Source organism: [Flexibacter] sp. ATCC 35208, assembly GCF_001975825.1.
GTDB lineage: Bacteria > Bacteroidota > Bacteroidia > Chitinophagales > Chitinophagaceae > Chitinophaga.
In genome coordinates this window covers 24,846-48,030 of sequence record NZ_MTKN01000001.1, presented here as the reverse complement: position 1 = coordinate 48,030, position 23,185 = coordinate 24,846, and the positions used below count along the sequence as shown (strand labels likewise).

Sequence of the window (23,185 nt, the reverse complement as noted above, 5' to 3'; positions counted from 1 at the left end):
CATAAGGTACCCGAATAAAACGAGGCCATATCTTAAGTCAGATACGGCCTCGTTTCTTATAATAGCTCAATAATTGGAAAGTATTTCAAATAAAAAATTATCCTATACATTAGGCATATTATTAACATCAGGCAACTGCTCTATCTCTTCTAATTCAGCATTCAGAATAATAAACCAAAAAAAACTTTCCCTCCCAATAGTTATTCCCCCCTTCCTCCGTGTCTTTAAATCAAATGGACAAAAAGGACCTTTCATCACTCTTAAAAAAATACCAGCAAGGCGACTGCACCAAAGAAGAAGAACAACTCCTCTTCGACTGGCTCGACGCCCTGGAAGCCGACGCCTCCGACGTAGTCCCCGCTACCGACATGGACGCCGTCAGGCTTGCTATGATGGAAGAAATCCCCCTCCTCTCCAACAAAAAGAAACGATACATCTGGCTCAAAGCCGCAGCAGCAGTACTTCCGTTAATCATCGGTACGTACCTCCTCTGGCCCCGCCAACAAAAATCACAACTGGCTGCCAACTGGCAAACCATCACCAACACCAGCCATCGCATTCAAAAAGTCTATCTGCCAGATAGCTCTATCGTATATCTCGGTGCCTACAGCACCCTCCAATATAATCCCTCAAGAAAAGTAATATTAAAAGAAGGAAAAGCCTTCTTCGATGTCAGGACCAATCCGGCACAACCATTTATCGTATCAGATGCCAGCGGTGTACGCACCACCGTACTCGGCACCTCATTTATAGCAGAATATAATAACAAGGTATCCCGTATCGCAGTCGCCACCGGCAAAGTAAGCGTGCAAAGCGGCGCCAGCAAAACCATCCTGGTACCCGATCAACGCCTCACCTGTGCCAAAGGAACCGTTCTACAGGATCAAATCTCCGCCGCCGATTTATTAGCATGGACAAGAGGAGAGATCATCCTGCGCAACGCCTCCTTACACGACCTGATACTCGCTATCAGGGAACACTACGGCATCACTGCCACTACAAAAATGGATACCAGGAAAGGAAGTTATAACCTCCGCATTACTGACAAAATGCCTTTACAGGCACTACTGGAAGTGGTGGAGAAAATATCGTATAAACCGAAAATTCATTTCAAACTGCAGCATGATCAACTGAGCATTGAGTAGCATGAAGCTGTAGAAAAAGCCATCATTATTTAAAATCTATCATCGGTGTTACACACCGGAAGGGAAAAGTATTGCCTGAAAAAAAATCAGCATCATAAAAACTATTGCCATAAAAAAGCAATCTGCATAGAAACAAAACAATCTTTTGCAAAAAACACTGATAGCAATCAATCAGCATAACAAACAAATACACATCAATCACACACAATCTTTTGCCTTAACAAACACTATATATGCACACAGACAACGCACTTTTCTCAACCCGCGTCAAACACGCATTCGCAGCCACTATGGCCCTGCTACTGCTGGTTACCTCCGCCATGGCCAGACCATCATCCGGCAGGCAGGAACTGCACAAAATGCTACAACGCTTCCAGGTTCAACAAGGCAGCCTATCCACTGCCCTCAAACAACTGGAATCTGCCGCCCAGATCAGTCTTGCCTACGATGAAGATGCCCTCAGGAAAGTCCAGGTGCACGCCAACACCTACCGCAAAACCGCGGTGATCGCGATCCTCCAGGACCTCCTCAACCAATCTTCTTTAAAATTCGAAGAACGCTACAACACCATCTTAATCTATGACAGCGCTGCTACCCTGGCTCACACCAGCCTCCAGCAAGCTGCCAACGACATCACCATCACCGGTTCTGTATCTGACAAAAACGGTCCCCTCATCGGCGCTACCGTTTTCGTAAAAGGAACTACCAAAGGCACACACACTGATGCCAGCGGTCAATTCAAACTCACCGTACCTGAAAATGCAACCATCTCTATCACAATGATTGGTTACAAATCAGCAGACATCACCATCGGTGCAGAACGTACCTTCAACATCGTTTTACAGGAAAATAGCCTGAACCTGAACCAACTCGTTGTAGTAGGTTACGGTACCCAGCGTAAAGCCACCGTATCCGGTGCGATTGCTGATGTTCAGATGGATAAACTCACCTCCCGCTCACTGAACGACGTTACCGAAGCCCTGCAAGGTAAAGCTGCCGGTGTGATCGTATCTAACAACGGTGGTGATCCTACCTCAAAGCCAACTGTATACGTACGTGGCTTAGGTGGTATCAACGGTGAATCTGCACTCTATGTAGTGGATGGATCTATCTACACCGGTGGTCCTATCAACCCGAACGATATCGAATCTATCAACGTACTGAAAGACGCCTCTGCTGCCATCTATGGTGCACGCGCTTCCGGCGGTGTCATCCTCATCACGACCAAGAAAGGTAAATCAGGTACTGCGACCGTTTCTGTTGATGCTAAAACCGGCTGGCAATGGGCTGCTAAAAAACTCGACGTTCTCACTGCTAAAGAATTTGCTGACGTTGAAAACACCGCTTACGATGCTGCTGGTATCGCTCGTGCTGATGCCTTTAATGCTGCCATCTATCCTGACGGACAAATCACCCGTACCGACTGGCAGGACCAGATTTTCCGTACCGGTAAAATCCAGGATTACAACATAGGCGTAAACGGTGGTACTGACAAGAACCATTACTACATGGGCTTTGGCTACCGTAACAACGAAGGTATCCTTCTCAATACTAACAGTGAGCGCTATACTTTCCGCCTCAATTCCGATGCGCAGATCAAACCATGGTTGAAGATCGGGGAAAACATGAGTTATACTTATAACAACGGTAACGGTGCGAACACAACCAGCCCTTATACCGGCGTTATCTTCACTGCACTGGGTTACCCACGCAACGTGACACCTTATACTGCTACCGGTGCTTTCAGCGGTCTGCCAGCTGCTTATGCAGGTTCTTATGGTGACCTCGCCAACCCGGTTGCTACCCTGATGCGCCTTGATTCCAAAACGCCTGTCAATGCAATCAACCTCAACCCGTATGCTGAATTAACCCTGACCAAAGACCTGACCTTCCGCTCTAACTTCAGTGTGACCAAGTCTTTCAGCGATCAGAAAACATTCACTACCCGTGCGCTTGAAATCGGTAAGATCAACAGCAACAACTCACTGGTTGAAACAATTCAGGATTACTCAGATATCCTGTCTGAACAAACATTGAACTACGCTCACCGTTTCGGTCTGCACAACATCAATGCTTTAGCAGGTTACACCTATCAACATCATACTGAAAAATACCTCATCGCTACTGCCAACTCTTTCAGCGATGAGCGTGATGTATATCGTTATTTTGACAACGCTGCTGCATGGTCTAAACCAAGTAGCGGTATTGAACAGGATGCAGTGGAATCTTTCCTCGCCCGTGTGAACTACGACTACAACAGCAGATACCTCTTCACCATCCTGGGTCGTCGTGATGGTAGCTCCCGCGTAGCAGCACAGAACCGCTACCAGAACTACTACTCTGTATCCGGTGGTTGGGTATTGTCCGACGAAAATTTTATGAAAGACATCAAATGGCTGAGTATCGCGAAACTCCGCGCCAGCTATGGTGTACTGGGTAACCTGGGTAGCGTTCCTGCTAATGCACTCAACGTAAACCTGGCCTCTGTATCTGTATATACTGGTGCTGAAGGTACCCTGTCTACTGGTTTAGCTGAAAATGCACTCTCTAATCCAAACCTGAAATGGGCGGAATCAAAACAACTCAACTTTGGTACTGACCTCGCATTCTTCAAAAACCAACTGTCATTAACGGCTGATTACTTTATTAAGACCACCACTAACATGGTGATGCAGGTAAACCCACCAAGTACTGCAGGTGTGAGCGAAGGTATGTACAAGAACATGGGCGAAGCACGTGATAAGGGTATTGAACTCGGCCTGAATTACAATGGCAAAGTCGGTAAAGACTTCACTTACGGTGTAGGTGCTACCATGACTAAAGTAACCAACAAACTGCTGTCACTGCAAACAGGTCTGAATGAAGTGGTAAGCGTAGCTTCTACCAACATCCGTAGCTCCCTGACGCCGCTGGTAACACGTGTAGGTAATCCACAGTATTCTTTCAACGTGATCAAGACTGCCGGTATCTTCCAGTCACAGGCAGAAGTTGACAGCTATGTAGGTCCTGATGGCGTGACTAAGATCCAGCCTAATGCAAAAGCAGGCGACCGTAAGTTCGTAGATAAAAACAATGATGGTAAGATTGATAACAATGACCGTCAGATCGTAGGTAGCTTCTATCCTGGCTTTACATATGGTTTCAGTCTGAACGCTGCTTACAAAGGTTTTGACCTGAACATCTTTGCACAGGGTGTACATGGTAACAAGATCTTCAATGCACTGAAGTATACGAACATGAACCCAAGCATTGGTACGAACTACAACATGCTGAAAGGTATTCTCGATGCATGGACACCAACACATACGAATACGGATGTAACACGTGTGATCTCTACCGACCTGAATGGTAACTATGGTAATACATCTGACTGGTATATCGAAGATGGTTCTTATCTGCGTATCAAGAACGTTACTCTTGGTTATACACTGCCAGTACACCTGACGAATGCAGCGAAGATCGGTGCTGTACGTATTTACGCTACTGCAAATAATTTGCTCACATTCACAAAATATAAAGGATACGATCCAGAAGTAGGTATGGATAATTATGGTATCGATGTAGCCCGTTATCCACAATCAAGAAGCTTCTTACTGGGCTTAAATGTAAACTTCTAATAGAGGGAATGAATACTAAGCTGGAAGATTCATACTGAGCTTGAATGGTAACTTCTCGTCAGGTAATGGATACTAAACAGGAAGCTTAAATGTAAACTTCTGATCAAGGTAATGAATACTAAACAGGAAGATTCACACTGAGCTTAATTGTAACCTTCTAGCCGAAGTAATGAATACTAAACAGGAAGCTTTAAAGTAAACTTCTAATCAAGGTAATTAATACTACAATAATGAAACGTCTTATATCTTTATCATTATCCATCCTCCTCCTGGCTGCTTGTAACAAGAAGCTGGAGATCACGCCGGCAGGTACCCCTACCAGTGGTAACTTCTGGACAACATCAGACGATGCTGTCGCTGGTGCCAATGCCCTGTACTCCGAGTTTGACGATGAAAACTTTTATGGTCGTGGCTACTGGTGGTTTATCAACGCCAGTGACGACATGATAACCGGTCGTGTAAAAGCGGAAGGTGATAACATCAAGAACTTCAACAGCAGCTTTATCGGCGGTTCATACACCGAATCACAGTGGAAGATGCGTTATATCGTAATCAAACGTGCGAACGATATCATCAAGCACGTTCCTGCTATCGATATGGACGAAACCCTGAAAAACCGTATCCTCGGTGAAGCATATTTCTTCAGTGGTCTCATGTACTTTGAACTGGCTTACACATATGGTGATGCCCGCGCAGGTGTACCTATTATAAACCGTGACAGCACTGTAGGCGATGCACCTATTCCACGTGCTGCAAATGTAGATGTAGTATATGACTACGTAGCCAGCGAACTGCAAAAGGCGGCGAACCACCTCCCATACTTCGACACTTACACGACTGATCAGTATGGCCGTCCTCACAAAACCGCAGCCTGGGCATTCATGAGCAAAATGTACCTCTACAAAAAGGACTATGCAAATGCAGAAAAATATGCTGACTCTGTCATCAACAGTGGCAAGCATGCATTGCTGGCAAATTTCGCTGATGTATTTACTATTGCTAATAACTGGACCAGTGAATATATTTGGTCTGTATATTCGAATTCACAGTCACCAAGTGGCTGGGGTAGCATTCTGCCAGGTGTGATGCTGGAAAACAAAGGTTGGGGTGAATACAATGGCTGGGGCTATTATATGCCAACCAAAGAGTTGTATGACTCTTACGAAAGTGGTGACCTGCGCAGGGAAGCGACTATCCTGAAACCAGGAGATAACTTTACTTACTTTGGTACGGCTAAGACGTATGCTTCTACCAACAGTTTGTCTGGCTATCAGTTCCGCAAGTATATGGAGCCGTTCTCCTATGCCAATCAGGCACATGTGAGCCCGAATGGCGATCACCCGACGACTGACCTGAACCTGCCACTGATCCGTTATGCAGAAGTGTTGCTGATCAAGGCAGAAGCAGAACTGATGCAGGGTAAGAATGCAGATGTTGAAATCAATAAGATCCGTAACCGTGCTGGTCTGGCAAGTGTAACGAATGCGACAATGACTGAGTTGAAAAAACAACGTCGTTCAGAACTGGCTGGTGAATGGGCAAACCGTCACTTCGATCTGGTAAGATGGGGTGATGCACAAGCCACTTATGCACAGCCATTGCACGGGTATTCTGGTGCAATAGTATGGCCTGCACGTACCTTCAATCCAGCTGTACATAATGTATGGCCGGTGCCAAGAACAGAGGTAACGAGCAGTAATGGTGTTGTGACCCAGAATGCCGGATGGGAATAAATCATTTATATAATAATCCCGTCCTCCCTTTCCCTGGCCCTTTTGGGCCTACCAGGATTGGGAGGGCGGGAATTAATCAAACTTCAATAAACCATGAAAAAATTACTTTTATCCTCTCTATTATTCGCCACCTTCCAAGCCCAGGCCCAAATATATACCCAGGCTCAAACACAAACTCAAGCCCAAACCAAGGTCCAAACTCAGCCCCAATCTCTGGCTCAAACAAAAATCCAGGCCCATCCCCAGCCTCAAACACAAACTCCAGCACAAACACACTCCTACCCTCCAACCTACACCCCCATCAACGCCCACTCCCACAACGACTACGAACAACCCATCCCCTTCCTCTCCGCCTACACCCGCCACTTCGGTAGCATCGAAGCCGACGTCTACACCCAAAACAACTCTTTATGGGTCGCTCACGAAACCAAAGAACTCAACCCTGACCGTACCCTCGAATCCCTCTATCTCATCCCATTAAAAAACAACATCAAAAAAAACAACGGCACCGCCTACCCAAATTCCCAAGACACCCTCCAACTCCTGATCGACTTCAAAACCGACAGCATTGCCACCATGGCAGCTCTCATAAAGATCCTTTCTAAATACCCCACCATCACCAACAACCCCACCATCCAGATCGTGATCAGCGGTAACCAACCCGATCCCAAACTCTGGCACACCTACCCCTCCTATATCTTATTCGACGGCAAGCGCGAAGGCAGCTATCCCGCCGACGCTGCCAAACGCATTCCCATGTACAGCACTGATCTGAAAAACTTTACCCAATGGAATGGCAAAGGCATCATCATCAAACCTGAACATGACCGCATCCAACAATGGATAGACAGCGTACACACCCTTGGTAAAAAAGTACGCTTCTGGGATACTCCTGACAACCCAAACACCTGGAAGACTTTCATGAACCTGGGTGTCAACTATATCAACACTGACAAAGTAGAAGCGATTGCCGACTTCCTCTCTAACCGTGCAAACATTGAATACAATGCGACCATGGCACCTCACGAAGTCTACAAAGCAAAATACATCAACAACGACAGTCTCATTACCATCAATAAAGTCATCCTCCTCATCGGCGATGGTATGGGTCTCACTCAGATATACTCCGGCTTCACTGGCAACCGTGGCCAACTGAACCTTCTTGAAATGCTGAACATCGGCTTTTCAAAAACCTACTCATCCGACAGCTATATCACCGACTCTGCTGCCGGCGGCACCGCCATGGCATCAGGCAAAAAAACCAATAACCGCTACGTTGGTGTAGATGCCACCGGTGTTGCGATCCCTGCCATCCCTGACATCATTGCACCTAAAGGTTATGTATCAGGCATCATCAGCGCCGGTGACATCACCGATGCGACTCCTGCTGCCTTCTATGGCCATGCACAGGACAGAAGTTACGAAGACGCTATTGCTAAAGACTTCCTCAACAGTCCTGTCTCCGTCCTGATCGGTGGCGCTCCCCGTCACTTCAATGCACGTGGGGACAAATTGGATATGCCTGCATTATTAAAAGAGAAAGGCTACACCTTCACGACTAAATTAGAAGACCTCGACACTATACAATCTTCAAAATATATCAACCTGACTACCCAGGCAGAGCTCTCCATGCAGAATGGTCGTGGAGAATTTCTTTCTAAAGCACTCACCAAAACCATCCACACCTTAAACACCAATAAAAAAGGCTTCTTTATCATGGCCGAAGGAGCGCAGATAGATTATGGTGGTCATGCCAACAAACTCCCTTATGTCATCACAGAAATGATGGACTTTGACAAGGCCATTGGCGAAGCCATGAAATTCGCAGATGAAGATGGTCATACCTTAGTGATCGTTACTGCCGATCATGAAACCGGGGGGTTATCCCTGTTAGATGGCAACATCTCCAAAGGTCAGGCTGACGGTCATTTCAGTACCAATGACCATACTGCGGTGATGGTACCGGTATTTGCTTATGGCCCTAATTCATTGTTATTCAGAGGGGTGTATGAGAATACGGAAATCTTTAAAAAGATCATTGATCTGTTGAAATAAAAGGACCAGATCGTTTAATAATAAAATTGTAAATATAAACGGCGCTTAAAATAATAAGCGCCGTTTATATTTATATTAATTCGTAGGTTGGATAATCAACTTTTCGACTACTTTATAAACATGAGATCCTATACCACCAGGTATTTCTTCAAGTGCTGAATCAAGTACTTTACCCTGAAAAATTGCTTTATGTATATTGGGTAGCAACAAATCAGTTTCAAAGTTCGATTTATTAAATGATCCCAATGCTCCAACAAGCAATTTTTCCAAATGTCGTCTGTTACCTTGTTTTTTATTCTTTAAGATCGCCAACTTTTCTTCTTCAGAAAAACGACTAAAATCTGATACATGCATCAGTAACCAGATTTCAAAACAAGGATTACTTATTGCCACATACATTCCACCCGCTGTCTTACATTGATTAACAATTTCCCGCAGATTCTTCCATCTGTCAGTATCAATAATCATCCACAGTTCATCCTGTACACCAAAATTATATTTATCTTTAGCCTCACTTTTAAGCTTTGCAAAAACATGTTTGGGAGCACTGTTAGTATCGGTCTTAGGCCGTTTTAAAATATGCAGATAAATTAATTCATCGTTGAAGTACATGCAATCTTTTAAGGCAGAAAAATAAATTTCTTCAGTATCGTTACCTTCAAATGCAAGTACAATTATTCTCTCTTTATCTTTTGTATTACTTTCCCGAAATAACTCCTGACGTTCTCTTCCCATAAAATATCAAGGTTGATTAGGCAATATAGTCAACTTCCGCCTATTCCCAATCCTTGGTACGCCTTTGTATCGGCCCAATAAATAATCTTTTCTAATCTCCTTATCAAAACGAATTGTATATTCTTCCAATGAATGAAGTCTGGTCGCTCCATCTTTGTCTTTTACCACAAACCATAATTCATCCTTACGTAATAATTTCTGTGTCAACAAGGATGATTCATGTGTTGCAATAATAAGTTGGCTATTCACTTCCCGGCCTTTGTCAATAAAAAGGTCTATAATATCGTACATCAAATTTGGATGTAAGCTCCTTTCCATTTCATCAACAACAAAAACGTTATCTCCTTTTAGCAAATCCATAATTAATGGAATAAAATCCATGATACGATTTGTGCCATCAGATTCATCACCAGGATCAAAGAATTCTTCATTGTCCTGATCTTTGATCTTATGTTTAGTCATGAATTTCTTAAAGGAAATTTCATTATTTTGTTTGCTAATAAAAAACGTATTTCTCGAATGAGAGATAACAGCTACTGCTGATTCTGATTCTTTACTATGGAGCTGATCAAGAATACTGCTTACAACTTTAGAAGGTAAATCCAAGCTTTCCATTTCAACGCGCTCTAAACATACACCACTGATCCCAGTATCAAAATAATTTAAAAACTCCTGAAAAATAGTCAACAACTTTTCATTGTCTTCCAGTTCAAATTTCAATCCTTCATTATACTTATCGTCAGGAAATATTACCTTCAAAGAATTAAGGAACCAATCATTTACGTTCAACAGATCCTCAATATCCTTTACATTCTCTTTGACTCTTCTTGTTCTGATTTCAGTAAGAAAAAGTTGATTTACAGGTGTAGCTCTGGCAGTAAAACGCAAAAACTGCTGATGATCTTCTTTAGGGTTTTTCTTCAGGAAATATTCTAAATCGAATTCATTGCAGTTTCTTTCAAAAAGCTTTATATCACCACTCTTTTTCACTTCATACAACCATTCCTCCACTATTTCAGTATTATTGAATACGAAACCATAAGCATAATTTTTCCCTTTATGCTGAATTTCATATTCAATACGGGAATTCCTATTAGTAGCACTGGCATCTAACCTGAATTTTTTATACCCAATCATTGCATCTGATCTTGTACCTGCCAGGACCAATCTACGGCCAAATTCTATTGCTCTAACGAGGTTTGATTTTCCAGATGCATTTGCACCAAAAACCAAGGCAGTTTTAAGTAACGATACTCCTTTTACAGGCTTTGTCTTATGTTCGGGTTTTAAGACTCCTTTTCCAGGAAGAAAGGAAATTACCTGCCGTTCATTAAATGACGAAAAATTCTCTACAGAAAACCTAATTAACATAGTAATCTGGATTTTAATATGCAATATGGTGATTTTTTCACAACAAGACTAATAAAAACTATAATTATTTATCACTGATCCGGGTATTCATTGTAATTTTCAACATGTACAGAATATACATTTTAATAATTAACAATACATTCATGTAAAATACTGATCTGTAATTGTCAATTATTTACATTTATACCATGAAACCAAAAAAAATCCTGTATCTTTTTATCCTGAATACATTGTTATTCATCCAGTTTGCAAAAGCACAGACAGACAGTGCAAAAATCATGTTAACGAAGTTTTACAAGGCTTACATTCCGGCTGTTGAATCCAGCACCGGAGAACGCCAAATTGAAAAATTGCAGAAACAATACAGTACCGCCAAACTCATCTCCCGGGTAAAAAAACAAACTGAAACAATGGAGCTGGACTACGATCCATATCTGAATGCACAGGATGCTGACAAGGATTGGGTAAGAACATTGCAAATTGAAAAAGATCCAAAAACTCCTAACTTGTACAATGTTTCCTTTTTAGATAACTACGAAAAGAAAAGACACTATATAAAAGTCTTCGTTACAAAAGAAAGAAATCAATATAAAATCAGCGGATTTAAAAACTAATATTATGGGATGGAAAGCTGCGTCAATAATTATCAGCAATGTCACAACAGTAGATCCTGAAAAGCTCCTGCAGGAGCTGGGTATTGAACAATTCGAAACGATTGAGGATGAACCGTATGACGTAGCTGTCTATCCTGAAAAACATCAGATATTCATAGGTGTTTATAAAGAAAATCTGATCATATCTTCCTGGGAGATAACCGACCATTCTTTCGGAAAAGAGTTATCAACATTCGAACAAAAGTTGTCTATCCTATTTCCTGCTGCTGAAATCTGTACCATACAATTACATAGCGGAGTCAATCACTGGGGATATTCAATAGTAAAAAATGGGGAAAAGATTCGTGTAAGATGTGGTAATGCAGAACAGGGTACCATCATTGAGCTAGGCGAACCTTTGTTGGAAGAGCAGGAACTCCTCTCCAAATCTGAAATCAAAGATGGTAGAAGGATCTATCATTTAAGAGACGACGAACCTTATGAAGAGGACCAGGTAGGAGAAAATTTCGTATCCTCAATGTGGGCAAGGTATACTGGTAAGGAATTTTTTGAAGATGAGGAGATGTTTGAGTTCAAGTTGTCAGGTTTTAAAACAACCAAAGCAGCATCTGTACAAGCCGGTCGTAAGCAAAAGCCAAAACCTGTCGTGGTTATAAAGCCATGGTGGAAGTTTTGGTAGCATTCAGCAAAGAAACCCGGCCTTATTAAACTTTGCCACCTCATACAGAAAATCAATCCTCACTTTCTCCCGATAATTAATATCGTAATCCCTACTATACCAGCTATGTAGACAGTAAGTGATATTTTCATCAATGGCACCCGTCACTTTAGTAGACACATTATCCCACAATATAGAAGCCTTCAAAAAATATGGCTTCCCATATTTTGCCAACCAGTAAAATAGCCCGGCAAATGGTTCTATTTGATCATGTGTATATTGACCGGTTATCCAGGAAGGCTCATCAGGTATTTTCTGAAAGATCTTTCTATAAAGCACCATCAGGTGTCAGATTTTGTATAATATGTTGAATGGTAAACCAAAGACTCACCGCCCCTATTTCATGTGGTATAGGTGCAACAATGCTGGTTTTAAAAATGTTCTTATCTGAAAATTCATGGATGATATTCAGTCGCTTATCCTCTCTATGTGGTAAATTAATAACAAAGACAGGTATCATAACAACTTCTTATTTAATAACGCACGGATATTTGAAGTATCAATTCCTTCTGATTTATAAATAATAATTCCCTTGTCATCAATAAGCACTGTAGTAGGCAGCGTGTTGATCCCATAGCTATCCCTGATTTTTCTGTCCTGATCAAATACCTGTATCCAGGTAATATTTTTTTCAGATATCGTTCTTGCACAGTCTGACATATTTCGATCCATATTGATGCCCACTATATCCAGCTTGTTTGCTGGATATTCTTTTTGTAATGATTGGTAAAATGGAATTTCTGCAATACAAGGTCCACACCAGGAGGCCCAAAAGTTCAGCAACAGATATTTATTTGTAGTGTTCAAACTGATATTATTCCCGTATATATCTTTTATAGCAAGTACAGGTGCGGCATGCATCACAGTTGCTGGGTGAAGAATACCTTGTAACTGACTGGCAATCATCTGTCCCTTTTCTGTCTTCAAAAATCGCTTGTCAAGGTCTTTTTGTAGAAAATTATACAACGTTCTAACATAATCAGTGTCATGAATAAGGATACTCAGGGAGGGTAATGTCACCTGATTATAGAAGAACCAGAATGAATAATATTTATCGGAATATTTTTTCAATATCGGCAATGCTTTCAAGCTGATATTTTTAACAAGGCGCTTATTAATATTGAATAAGGAATCATTCCTGAAGGCGTCATTATCTTTCCCTTTCCAGAAATTAAGATATGATTGTAATTCCGGCAATCTATATCTATAAATATCCCTGTAATACTTATTATAAATTGTATCAAAAACAGCCAGTGTGTTTGAAGGTTTACCGTAATTCAGATCGTTATTTTTATAATAAAGAGATATCGAAGCCGGTTGTTCACCGATAAGAAATATAGTAGCTGCCTGTTTATATCTTATAGTCAATGTGGTTGCTTCGGCCGCTAATTCCCCGGTCAACTTAATTTCATTATTCTCTGAATCATGAATGGCCACCGGTCTTTGCCCATCGTTTACAAAAAATGACAAGCTGTTTTTATCAATAGTATTATTAACGCGAATTTTCACATAAAATTTATGCTGTGAAAACGTTTTAAATGATATTATCAAACCTATTGTCAGAAAAAAACACCTAACTGCCATAACAATTCTATTTTTAAAATCAATAGACGTCCTAAAACCATAAGCCTTCAGGACGTCCTTTTCAATTAGGATCTGGAAGATTGTCCTGTACCAGGACTGCTGCAATAGCCGGAAGAGCCACATTTACATTCCTCGTACAGTCGATCTTCTCCAGGGATGGTATTCCGGACTATAAAAGACTAAATCATACTCATTTATTTCTTTCACCACAGTAAACATCCTCAACATACCACGTTCATCCTTTAATGGCGCAATAAAAGGAACCAGTAATACTGAAAGCTTATCAGCAGTAATGTTTATAGCGATATTCTCCACACCATAACTCTTAGCACATCGCTGATACTAAGCATACCTGGACAATCCGGGTGTTCTTCAGTTCCCGTGTAAGGCTGGTTTCACTAATCATCAGCCCTAAAAGATCAACCAATACTTTAGTCATCTGAGGAGAATTGCTCTTTGGATTAAAAGCTTTTCTATGAAAGTAACCATGACAAACGTTATTTTTCAAAATAGGGATCCCTTCATTGATCACCACAGAGGCAATCAATGTTTACGGGTTTACACTATGAAAATTAAAAAATGCCGGACACACACATCATTTAGCAATGCGCAGACAGCTTTACAAACGACTACATGACAGTAATTGAAGGTTATCTGGTAAAATTTATCGCCGAAAGTGAATTGGCGAAGTTTATAGCGACGGCTTAAAAATGATTTTTCTACGTATGTAATTCATTGTTCACTCCAAGGGTTACACTAATCACTAACAATGATTCAACAGGTATAAATGTAGAATAAAAAAAATTAAAAAATATCTCCTGATAATTTTTAATTTCTACTTTTAAAAAGCAAAACAAGTTGTATATTTTTTTGCTAAATGATAAACAGTGAATATTAAGGTGTGTAAAACCTCAGTTTCTCTTTTTTGATGAATATACCACCTCTCAATTATTTCTGTGATCTCCTAACTCCCCCTTCCCCTCAACCTTTATATTTACCTCCAATGAAATCCAGGATCCTCCAATTCATCATCCTCCTGCTTCTCTATAACTCACTCCTGCATGTCAAAGCCCGCCCCATCTCCGCCTGGCACATGCAGCCAATCACTATTCAATCTCCCTGGGCCTCACAGGTATCACCCTCTCATCCCCTCCCTGAATACCCCCGCCCTCAAATGGTCCGCACCCAATGGCAAAACCTCAACGGCCTCTGGGACTACGCCATCACCGCCTGGGATGCTGCCGCCCCTACCTATTACCAGGGAAAGATCCTCGTCCCTTTTCCAATAGAATCCGCGCTTTCCGGTGTAAAAAAAGCGCTTCTGCCTAAACAACGCCTCTGGTACCATACTACTTTCAAAGCCACTCCCAAACAAAGAACCCTCCTGCATTTCGGCGCCGTCGACTGGAAAGCCACCGTCTACCTCAATGGCCATAACCTCGGCGCACACCTCGGTGGCTATAATCATTTCTCTTACGATATCACTTCTTTCCTCAAACCTGATAACAACGAATTAATCGTCAGTGTCTACGACCCCACCTCTCAAGGCAATAACCCACATGGCAAACAAAGCCTCTACCCACGTAAAATATTATACACTGCCTGTAGCGGCATCTGGCAAACCGTCTGGTTAGAAACCTTACCTGACACCTATATCGCGGGGTTCACCCTCACACCAGATCTTGATAATAATGAGCTACAGATCAAAGTAGCCGTTTCATCTCCTGATGGACAAAATGCGATTTCCAGTTCTATACCTCATGATCAATCTACACCTCCTGATCAATCTGCATCTTATGATCAATCTACACCTCATGATCAAAATAACATTCCTGTTTCATCATTCGACACTCACAACTTCGACTCTCATAATACCATCCCTGTTTCATATCCCAGCACTCAAAACACATTTCCCATTTCATCCTCCAATCCTCAAAGCACATCTCCCCCATCCTCCCATTATACCATTCAAGCTATTTCAAACAACATCAGCACCGCCCCCTCTGCTGGCGACAGCCTCACTCTACACATCCCATCTCCCCATACCTGGAGTCCACAAGATCCCTACCTCTACCCCCTCACCATCCGCCTCCTAAAAGACGGCATCATCACCGACTCCATCACCAGCTATTTCGCCATGCGTAAAATCACTTTAGAACCAGACGCCGCCGGCCGGCCCCGCATCTTCCTCAATCATAAATACCTATTCAACCTCGGCGTCCTCGACCAGGGCTACTGGCCTGACGGCATTTACACCGCCCCAACTGACAGCGCCTTAGCATACGATATCAACATCATCAAACAAATGGGTTTCAACACCATCCGCAAACACATCAAAATCGAACCTGACCGCTGGTACTACAACTGTGACAAACTAGGTATGCTCGTGTGGCAAGACCTCATTCCCCCTGCCGGCTACACCCAGGCCGACGCCTCCGTATTCGAAGACGAAAGCCCAAAAATCATCCAACAACTCTACAACTTCCCCTCCATCATCGTCTGGACCTTATTCAACGAAGGCTGGGGTGCCTACGATCAATTACGCCTCGCCACCCAACTCAAACGTTACGATCCCAGCCGTCTCCTCAACGCTCACTCCGGCGCCAATATGGATGAATACAGCGAAGGCTACCCTTCTCAAATGTGGGCCGGCAGCGACTTCGTCGATGTACATAAATACCCTGGCCCTTCCATCGGTCCCTCTTTACCTCAAAAAGCCGCTGTACTTGGTGAATGGGGAGGCATCGGTGTAAGTATAGCAGGTCATCGCTGGGACCCCGATCAGTCTTATAGTTATCTCGATGTCACCCGCGCAGAATTCCCTGATTACTACCAGGCACTTATGCAATTATTGTATTTATATGAAAGAGCGGGTTTATCTGGGGCTATCTATACCCAACCATTTGATGTAGAAAGAGAAGAAAACGGGTTAATCACCTACGATAGAAAAGTTCCCAAAATGCCGGTTCCTGAGATCAGGGCCATCAACGATTCGTTATTGACTGCGATAGCTCACCATTAGCTACTGCTTCATGTTCCCATTTATACTGAATGTTGTACAACATGATCCAATCCCACCTGCCACTCCTACCCACAAATAGATCTTCATCATCAGCGGCATCAAACTTCTTCTTCGTACCTTCTTATTTTCTTCCACGAACAGCTTCATGTTCCCATTTATTTTGTATACGATATAACATCCACCAGTAAGGCGCACTCACTACCAACTGTATTAACAGATATTCCGGTTTATTCTCCACAATACCCACTACCAAAATAAAAATCCCCCAACACACTCCTATCCCCCAATTCCACCGAATCGCAGACTTCACCTCAAACCATAACAAAAAGTATTTTACGATATAAGCGATCGACAACAGGAAGTATCCTGCAATCGCTACATTTTCCATTATTTCATGTGCCAGACTATAATCCTCCGGCATAGCCGCATGCCCCACCATCGCTGCTCCTAAACAAAGAAAAATCACGCCCAGCATCACACCGGCTAACAAATAAATCTTTAACAACAATGGCAGCAGATTTCTTCTGCGTACGTTAATTTCCATAAATATTATTTTCTCATACACCAGGTACGCCAACAACCCATCACACCCCGCATATGCAAATGCCAGGTCATCCACGTAGGCACCTTCTTCAAAAACTACAAAAATCCCACTTGCCTCCCCCGTAATGGCTACATACTATTTATTTTCTGAAGACTTCAGCGCCACATAAGTACCCGCACTAATACCCAATAAGATAAGGTTATTCATGGGAATAACAGGCATAATCTTATCAATCATATCATCAGAAGAAGCAAACCCTGCCAACTGCAAATTGATCACCGTTCTCCATATAAACCAGATTCCAAAACACAAATTGAACACCACCGCCTGAAAACGTGGAATACTAATCCCCGTTTTATCAGACAGAATATCCAGCCAGAAACCTTCGCTTTTCATGTCTTTTGAATTCTTCTGCGGCACAGCTGCTTCCTCTTCAGTCGCTTCTGTCACCGCTTCTTTGTATTTGTTATCATCCGCCACATCCACAATGCGTGCAGAGGCTGTGGTCAGTGCGCCGATACCCAGGAGTAATAACGTAGAAGTATCAAAAGTCGGCATCTTTCCGGTAGCAGCCAGGATACTGATAAAGGAAACCAGTATGATAAAAGTCCACCAGAGTAACTGTAACCTGGAATAACTAAAGGGTTTAGGATCTATGTTACTGGCATCGCAGAGTATACAAAAACGTCTCTGCATCCAAACGGCCATCACGACCCCTAAGATAAAAACTAGCAGGTAAATAACTTGTGCATTCATGGTATAAGGAAAAAATAAGTCGCTTAGTATGTCTTCGTTTAGTTTGTCTTCATTTTGAGTTCCCGCTTAGATACAGCTTCCCGCTCCCAGCGGTATTGGATTTTGTAGATCATAATCCAGTAAGGAATGGTCAACACCAACCCATTGATCTGGCTATTTTTTGTATCACCTGTGAAAAAGCCGACTCCCAGCATCACCAACCAAATCGCTCCCATGATCCAGTTATACCTGATGGCCCATTTTACTTCAAACCAAAGAGAAGCGGTCATCGAAAAAATAATTGCGGAAAAAAGCGCGGCCATACCCACCAAACCTACCATCGCCAAATAATTCTGCCCGAACGCTCCAAGAATGAGTTGCGAAAACCCCAACGCAAATAAGATGGCGACAAAGGAGATCATAGCTACAACAAATCCTATCCAGATATAAACTTTTAGGAAAACGGGTAGCAAACTGCGACGGCGAATACGAAATTCCGTCCCAAAATTATCCTCGAAAATAGTTGGCTGCTCCATAGATATTATTATATAGCAAATATACGCAATACATTAGCTATTTCATAGGGGTAGCGAAAAGGGCTTCCCTTTTTGAAACTGCGACATGTTCCCAGCGATACTGGATCTTATTTAACATGACATAATAGGGAATAGCTACTGCCCACGGAAGGGAGAGCTCACTTAAATCGGTTCCGGTCCAATCATTGAACGAAATACCTATGACAAAAAGGAAACTAGCAAACAGGATTCCCCCCAACACCCAGTTATACCGGATCGCCCATTTGGCTTCAAACCAGAGACCGGCAACAGCCGTAAAAAATATAGTGATCAATCCCAATCCTACGGAGAGTTCTACGATTTCCAACCATCCTGAGTCGCGCCTTTTATAATGATGATGTTTAAGAAGGCCGGCGCCAATAGTAAATAATAAAGCGATCAAACAGCCTAACAATATCAGGAACCCAATCCAGATATAAACTTTAAGAAAAACGGGTAACAAGCGGCGGCGACGTACCTGGAATGCCGTGGCGAAATGTTCTTCGAAAATAGAGGGTTGTTCCATAGGTTATTAACTATTTTATAGGTCGAAGATACTCGGTTGTTCCATATCAACAAGGGGTTAATATCTCCTTTTCAGGTATGGTAGTTACTATCTCCTGTAAGATAGTGTCTATCTCCCGTAAGATAGTGTCTATCTCCTGTCTGATTGTTGCGATCTCTTTGTCTTTAAAAGAGATACGCTGATTATTACCAATAGTCAGGGTCACATCTTTCCCTTTTCTACCTTCATAATATTCCAGTAACACTTCTATCAGAGATTCTCTATCTCCACTTAATCTAATTCCTGCTATTTCAGCAGATAAGAACCAATGATTAAAACGATACTTTATGTCTGGTTCTATTCCTTTGTTTTCCAGGAATTGGTATAATTCTTCAAGTCCTCTACCTTCTATTAAGATGTCTGTATTCATAACATGGGGGTTGTCATCCCATATTGCTATGAGGGGGGATAGGTAATATTCCCCCTGGTGGGTTTGTGGATAATAAATAGGTGCGCTTATTACCCCTGATGGGTCTCTAAATAATAATCATATTTATTCAAATCCAGCTTCTCGCCTAACAATTGTTCCACTGCCGCCCGCTGAGCTGCTCCTACCTGATAAATATTCAAATAATCTGCATCCCCATCTTCCGCTTCCCAAATCTTACTAATCTCCGCCACTTCCAACTCAACCAGATACTCACTCACAAAATCCTCACTTCCCTTCAAATAATAAGCAATCGTTCTTTCCATAAATTATCATTTTAATTAAACAGCCGGCCTCCAGGAAGCCGGCTGCAAGTTATTATCTTTTACTCTTAAACGTTGAAGACGTCCACGAAAAAGCCGGTACCATTATACTACCTTTTACCCTTAAACTCCGAAGTCGGCCACGAAAAGCCAATGCCATTATCCTACCTCTTACCCTTAAACTCAGAAGCCGTACACGAAAAAGCCGGTACACTTATACTACCTCTTACCCTTAAACTCCGAAGTCGGCCACGAAAAAGCCAATGACATTATACCACCTCTTACCCTTAAACTCCGAAGTCGGCCACGAAAAAGCCAGTACACTTATACTACCTCTTACCCTTAAACTCCGAAGTCGGCCGCCATTCCGGAAACCTTTCCTCATTCGCCAACGTCTCCCCTACATCAAACAAAAACCGGATATCCTCCACCATCCCTGACAACTCCCACGTATCATCAAACTGATCAAACGGTGAATGATATCTATCCCTTCCATAAGAAGCCCTATGATTCGGCACCCACGCTGAATCATGCAGCAATGAATGTTCCCCCGCCCCAGGATACAAAGAAGGAATCCCCACCTTTGCAAAATTAAAATGATCTGAACGGAAAAACCATCCCCCGGAAGGATTCGCCTCCGGAATAATCGTCCTCCCCTGTTTCTTCGCCGCTCTCTCCGCATAATCATCCAGCTCAGACTGCCCCTTACCAATGATCGTAATATCCGTCGTACGACCAAAAGTATTCATCACATCCATATTTATATCTGCCACTGTAGACTTCACAGGAAACAAAGGATGTGTCGCATAATACTCAGATCCCAACAATCCCTGCTCTTCCCCTGTCAGCGCAATAAAAAGGATAGATCGCCTTGGTGCATTTGGCAGACTCTTGAAAGCCTTCGCCAGACTTAACAACGCCGCTGTACCGCTGGCATTATCCGCTGCACCATTATAGATAGAGTCACCTCTGATCACTTCACCTACACCCAGGTGATCCCAGTGTGCAGAGTAAATAATGTATTCATTCTTTCTGTCTTTACCAAGCAACTGTGCAATCACATTATGAGAGGTAGACTTCTTGATCTTATTCGTAATCTCCAGGCTGGTAGTCACCCCTAATGCCACTGCCTTAAACCCTGGATGCTTCGCTTTCTCAATTACATCAAACGGCACCCCTGCCAGCGCAAACACTTTCTTTGCTGACTCCAGAGTCATCCAACCTTCCATCGCCGTTCTTGACATATTATCATCCGCTGTCTGCAGATCCAGTCTTGGTTTAGACCAACCGCTCCTCACCACATTCCAACCATAGCTGGCAGGCAGGATGTCATGAATGATAATTACGCCAGTGGCTCCTTTACGGGCAGCCTCTTCGAATTTATACGTCCACCGACCATAATAGGTCATGGTCTTTCCTTTGAATAAGGTGCTGTCATAAAAACCCGGATCATTCACCATCACAACAACAGTCTTCCCCTTTACATCCAGCCCTTCATAGTCATTCCATTTATATTCCGGCGCATCAATCCCAAAACCGGCAAACACCAGTTCGGAGTTATCCACATTAACCTTCTCTTTTACACGACGGGTCGCAATCACATATTCATCCAGGTAAGGCAGGGTTACGCTCCCGCTCTTTCCTTTGATCACCAAAGGTCCGCTGGGCTTGGAAATAATTTCCACCATCGGTACTTCCTGAAAAAAACTATCCCCATTCCCTGGCTGCAGTCCGATCTCTCTGAAGCGGTCTTCCAGGTATTTGATGGTTTTATCTTCTCCAATGGTAAAGGGTTTACGTCCCTGAAATACATCAGAGGATAATACAGTGATGTCGCGGGCGATACTTGCCGAGTCTATGCTTTTAATGGCTACTGAATCCGCTGTAGCAGCCTGCTTCTGCTCAGGTCCATGACAGGCAAAAAGGCCGACCAGGGGGATTATACGATAGAAATATTTCATGCAGCGTACGTTTTGGGGCTAAGATAATGCACTTTTAATTGAAAAAGGGCCCTGTTGTGGCAGGACCCTTTATAATATCTTTATATGATAATCGCTTTTTAGAAAATTCTGTCTTGTAGCGATGAATAATGCATTTAACTTAAACGTTTTCATCTACTACTACCAATCATCTTTTTACCCGAAATCCAATAATATCGCTCTGGTCAATGCTTTCCCCCACATTCCTACACCCCTGCCGCCGATGCCACCTTTGAAACCGTTGCCTTCTTCTTATCCTTCTTCTTCCCTTTCCCCCACATTCCTACACCGCCGCCGCCGGCACCACCTTTGAAACCACCTGCTTCTTCTTATCCTTCTTCTTCCCTTTTCCCCACCACACTATAAACCCAGTCACCGGCAAACTCGCACAAATCAAACTCACTATAAAAGCAATAATCTTCCCAATGATCCCACCTATCGCCCCCACATGTATATCATAATTCATCCCGATCAACTTCTCCCCGGCATTTCTATCTTTCCCTGTCACCTTCGCCAGCATCTTCCCTGTATACTTATCAAACTGAAAATCATCTCTATCATAATACACCTCATTCCCCCAATAAGCCGACATATACACCACCGCTGCCTTTCCGCTATCCGGGGTACTCAATCCAATCCTTTTAGCAGCAGGATTATCTTTCCTCACACTCTCAAAAGCAATATCCAATCCTCTCTGTGGTGTATTCGCCAGCGTTGTATCCGACACCCCATTCTTATGCGCCGGCGGCGTAATACTCCTGGAAGCCACCACATACACCGTCGTCTGGAACCACTTAAACGACCACACCAACCCTGTCAATGCCAATACCAGCGCAATCGCCATGGCATAAAACCCCAATACATTGTGCAAATCATAGTTCACTCTCTTAAAACTCGCCTTCCATTTTATCTTAAAACTCTGATCTCTTGTAGCCTTCGTCCATTTCTTAGGCCACCAAAGGATCAACCCGGTTATTAACAAGATTACAAATATCAATACACTCCATCCTACAATCTGTTCGCCAACCTTCCCACTCAACAACAAGCTCCAATGAATCATTTTCACAATCGCAAAAAAGTCATACTTGAAATCATGGTGTCCAATCACCTCACCAGTATAAGGATTCAGAAAAACGGCCTCATAATATTTCACACTTCCAAAATAAGTGATGGCTTTGGGATCTCCCGCTACATAAGTCATAAACTCCCATGCTCTATCCTTATCGGTATAAGTCGTTATGTAGTTTACTTTCTTATCTGGTCCCAGCGCTTTCCGGGCATTATTTATCAAAGTACTGATAGGGAGGGTAGCGGTCTGCTGAGGCTGTACGAACATGATATCATGATGCACCTTTTCAGAAATTTCCTTCTGAAAAGCGAACAAACATCCCGTAATGCTTACGATAAATACAACAATTCCTGAGGCCAATCCAAGCCATAAATGTAACCAGGCATTGAGTTTTGCCCGCCAGGATTTCCCCTTTTTCCCTGTTGGCTGAGTGTTTTTATTCATGTCGCTTCGCC

Annotated in this window: 20 protein-coding genes; 7 read left to right on the top strand and 13 right to left on the bottom strand. The window is 42.8% G+C overall.

The genetic code is table 11. The features are described from left to right. Positions 1-233: 233 nt before the first annotated feature. From BW716_RS00205 to BW716_RS00190, 4 genes are all read left to right on the top strand, one after another. Entirely contained in the window at positions 234-1,145 is a 912-nt protein-coding gene (locus BW716_RS00205) for a FecR family protein (protein WP_083720081.1), read from the top strand. Positions 1,146-1,378: 233 nt separating this feature from the next. Next, complete coding sequence (locus tag BW716_RS00200; RefSeq protein WP_083720080.1) at positions 1,379-4,762, top strand: TonB-dependent receptor; 3,384 nt, start codon at positions 1,379-1,381, stop codon at positions 4,760-4,762. 230 nt (positions 4,763-4,992) lie between these two features. Then, entirely contained in the window at positions 4,993-6,495 is a 1,503-nt protein-coding gene (locus BW716_RS00195; RefSeq protein ID WP_083720079.1) for a RagB/SusD family nutrient uptake outer membrane protein, read from the top strand. A 93-nt stretch (positions 6,496-6,588) separates the two neighbouring features. Beyond that, positions 6,589-8,550: an alkaline phosphatase gene (locus BW716_RS00190; protein ID WP_083720078.1), complete on the top strand. Its 1,962-nt coding sequence runs from the start codon at positions 6,589-6,591 to the stop codon at positions 8,548-8,550. A gap of 75 nt (positions 8,551-8,625) precedes the next feature. Here BW716_RS00190 and BW716_RS00185 read toward each other — a convergent pair whose 3' ends face one another. Beyond that, positions 8,626-9,285, bottom strand: coding sequence for an RloB family protein (locus BW716_RS00185; protein WP_083720077.1), 660 nt, complete (start codon positions 9,283-9,285; stop codon positions 8,626-8,628). A gap of 6 nt (positions 9,286-9,291) precedes the next feature. Then, positions 9,292-10,656 (bottom strand): ATP/GTP-binding protein, encoded by a 1,365-nt coding sequence (locus BW716_RS00180; protein ID WP_083720076.1) that lies wholly within the window; start codon positions 10,654-10,656, stop codon positions 9,292-9,294. 188 nt (positions 10,657-10,844) lie between these two features. Between BW716_RS00180 and BW716_RS00175 the strand changes: the two genes are divergently transcribed. Continuing rightward, positions 10,845-11,270, top strand: a complete 426-nt coding sequence (locus BW716_RS00175) for a DUF3828 domain-containing protein (RefSeq protein WP_083720075.1) — start codon at positions 10,845-10,847, stop codon at positions 11,268-11,270. Positions 11,271-11,274: 4 nt separating this feature from the next. Next, positions 11,275-11,949, top strand: a complete 675-nt coding sequence (locus tag BW716_RS00170; RefSeq protein WP_083720074.1) for a hypothetical protein — start codon at positions 11,275-11,277, stop codon at positions 11,947-11,949. Positions 11,950-11,952: 3 nt separating this feature from the next. Here BW716_RS00170 and BW716_RS00165 read toward each other — a convergent pair whose 3' ends face one another. From BW716_RS00165 to BW716_RS00155, 3 genes are read right to left on the bottom strand one after another with little or no spacing between them, the layout of a single operon-like run. Continuing rightward, positions 11,953-12,270, bottom strand: a complete 318-nt coding sequence (locus BW716_RS00165; protein ID WP_083720073.1) for a hypothetical protein — start codon at positions 12,268-12,270, stop codon at positions 11,953-11,955. Further along, positions 12,257-12,448 (bottom strand): hypothetical protein, encoded by a 192-nt coding sequence (locus BW716_RS00160; protein WP_083720072.1) that lies wholly within the window; start codon positions 12,446-12,448, stop codon positions 12,257-12,259. Before BW716_RS00160 ends, BW716_RS00165 begins: the two co-directional genes overlap by 14 nt. After that, positions 12,445-13,497: a TlpA disulfide reductase family protein gene (locus BW716_RS00155; RefSeq protein ID WP_179090943.1), complete on the bottom strand. Its 1,053-nt coding sequence runs from the start codon at positions 13,495-13,497 to the stop codon at positions 12,445-12,447. Before BW716_RS00155 ends, BW716_RS00160 begins: the two co-directional genes overlap by 4 nt. Before the next feature lie 1,078 nt (positions 13,498-14,575). Here BW716_RS00155 and BW716_RS00150 point away from each other — a divergent pair. After that, on the top strand, positions 14,576-16,594 hold the full coding sequence (locus tag BW716_RS00150; protein WP_083720070.1) for a glycoside hydrolase family 2 protein: 2,019 nt from the start codon (positions 14,576-14,578) through the stop codon (positions 16,592-16,594). A 121-nt stretch (positions 16,595-16,715) separates the two neighbouring features. Here BW716_RS00150 and BW716_RS00145 read toward each other — a convergent pair whose 3' ends face one another. From BW716_RS00145 to BW716_RS00110, 8 genes are all read right to left on the bottom strand, one after another. Continuing rightward, positions 16,716-17,138 carry a hypothetical protein gene (locus BW716_RS00145; RefSeq protein ID WP_143708663.1) on the bottom strand — a complete coding sequence of 141 codons (423 nt, stop codon included), beginning with the start codon at positions 17,136-17,138 and terminating at the stop codon, positions 16,716-16,718. Positions 17,139-17,273: 135 nt separating this feature from the next. After that, the gene (locus BW716_RS00140) at positions 17,274-17,894 is read right to left on the bottom strand and encodes a hypothetical protein (RefSeq protein WP_083720068.1); all 621 of its coding nucleotides are present in this window, start codon (positions 17,892-17,894) and stop codon (positions 17,274-17,276) included. A 38-nt stretch (positions 17,895-17,932) separates the two neighbouring features. Continuing rightward, complete coding sequence (locus BW716_RS00135) at positions 17,933-18,409, bottom strand: hypothetical protein (protein WP_083720067.1); 477 nt, start codon at positions 18,407-18,409, stop codon at positions 17,933-17,935. 37 nt (positions 18,410-18,446) lie between these two features. Beyond that, positions 18,447-18,953: a hypothetical protein gene (locus BW716_RS00130; RefSeq protein ID WP_083720066.1), complete on the bottom strand. Its 507-nt coding sequence runs from the start codon at positions 18,951-18,953 to the stop codon at positions 18,447-18,449. Between the two features lie 46 nt (positions 18,954-18,999). Next, complete coding sequence (locus BW716_RS00125; RefSeq protein ID WP_083720065.1) at positions 19,000-19,362, bottom strand: hypothetical protein; 363 nt, start codon at positions 19,360-19,362, stop codon at positions 19,000-19,002. 89 nt (positions 19,363-19,451) lie between these two features. Next, positions 19,452-19,685: a hypothetical protein gene (locus BW716_RS00120; protein ID WP_083720064.1), complete on the bottom strand. Its 234-nt coding sequence runs from the start codon at positions 19,683-19,685 to the stop codon at positions 19,452-19,454. Positions 19,686-20,011: 326 nt separating this feature from the next. Then, positions 20,012-21,643, bottom strand: coding sequence for a M28 family metallopeptidase (locus BW716_RS00115; RefSeq protein WP_083720063.1), 1,632 nt, complete (start codon positions 21,641-21,643; stop codon positions 20,012-20,014). Positions 21,644-21,944: 301 nt separating this feature from the next. Next, on the bottom strand, positions 21,945-23,174 hold the full coding sequence (locus BW716_RS00110; protein ID WP_083720062.1) for a PepSY domain-containing protein: 1,230 nt from the start codon (positions 23,172-23,174) through the stop codon (positions 21,945-21,947). Between the last annotated feature and the right edge of the window lie 11 nt (positions 23,175-23,185).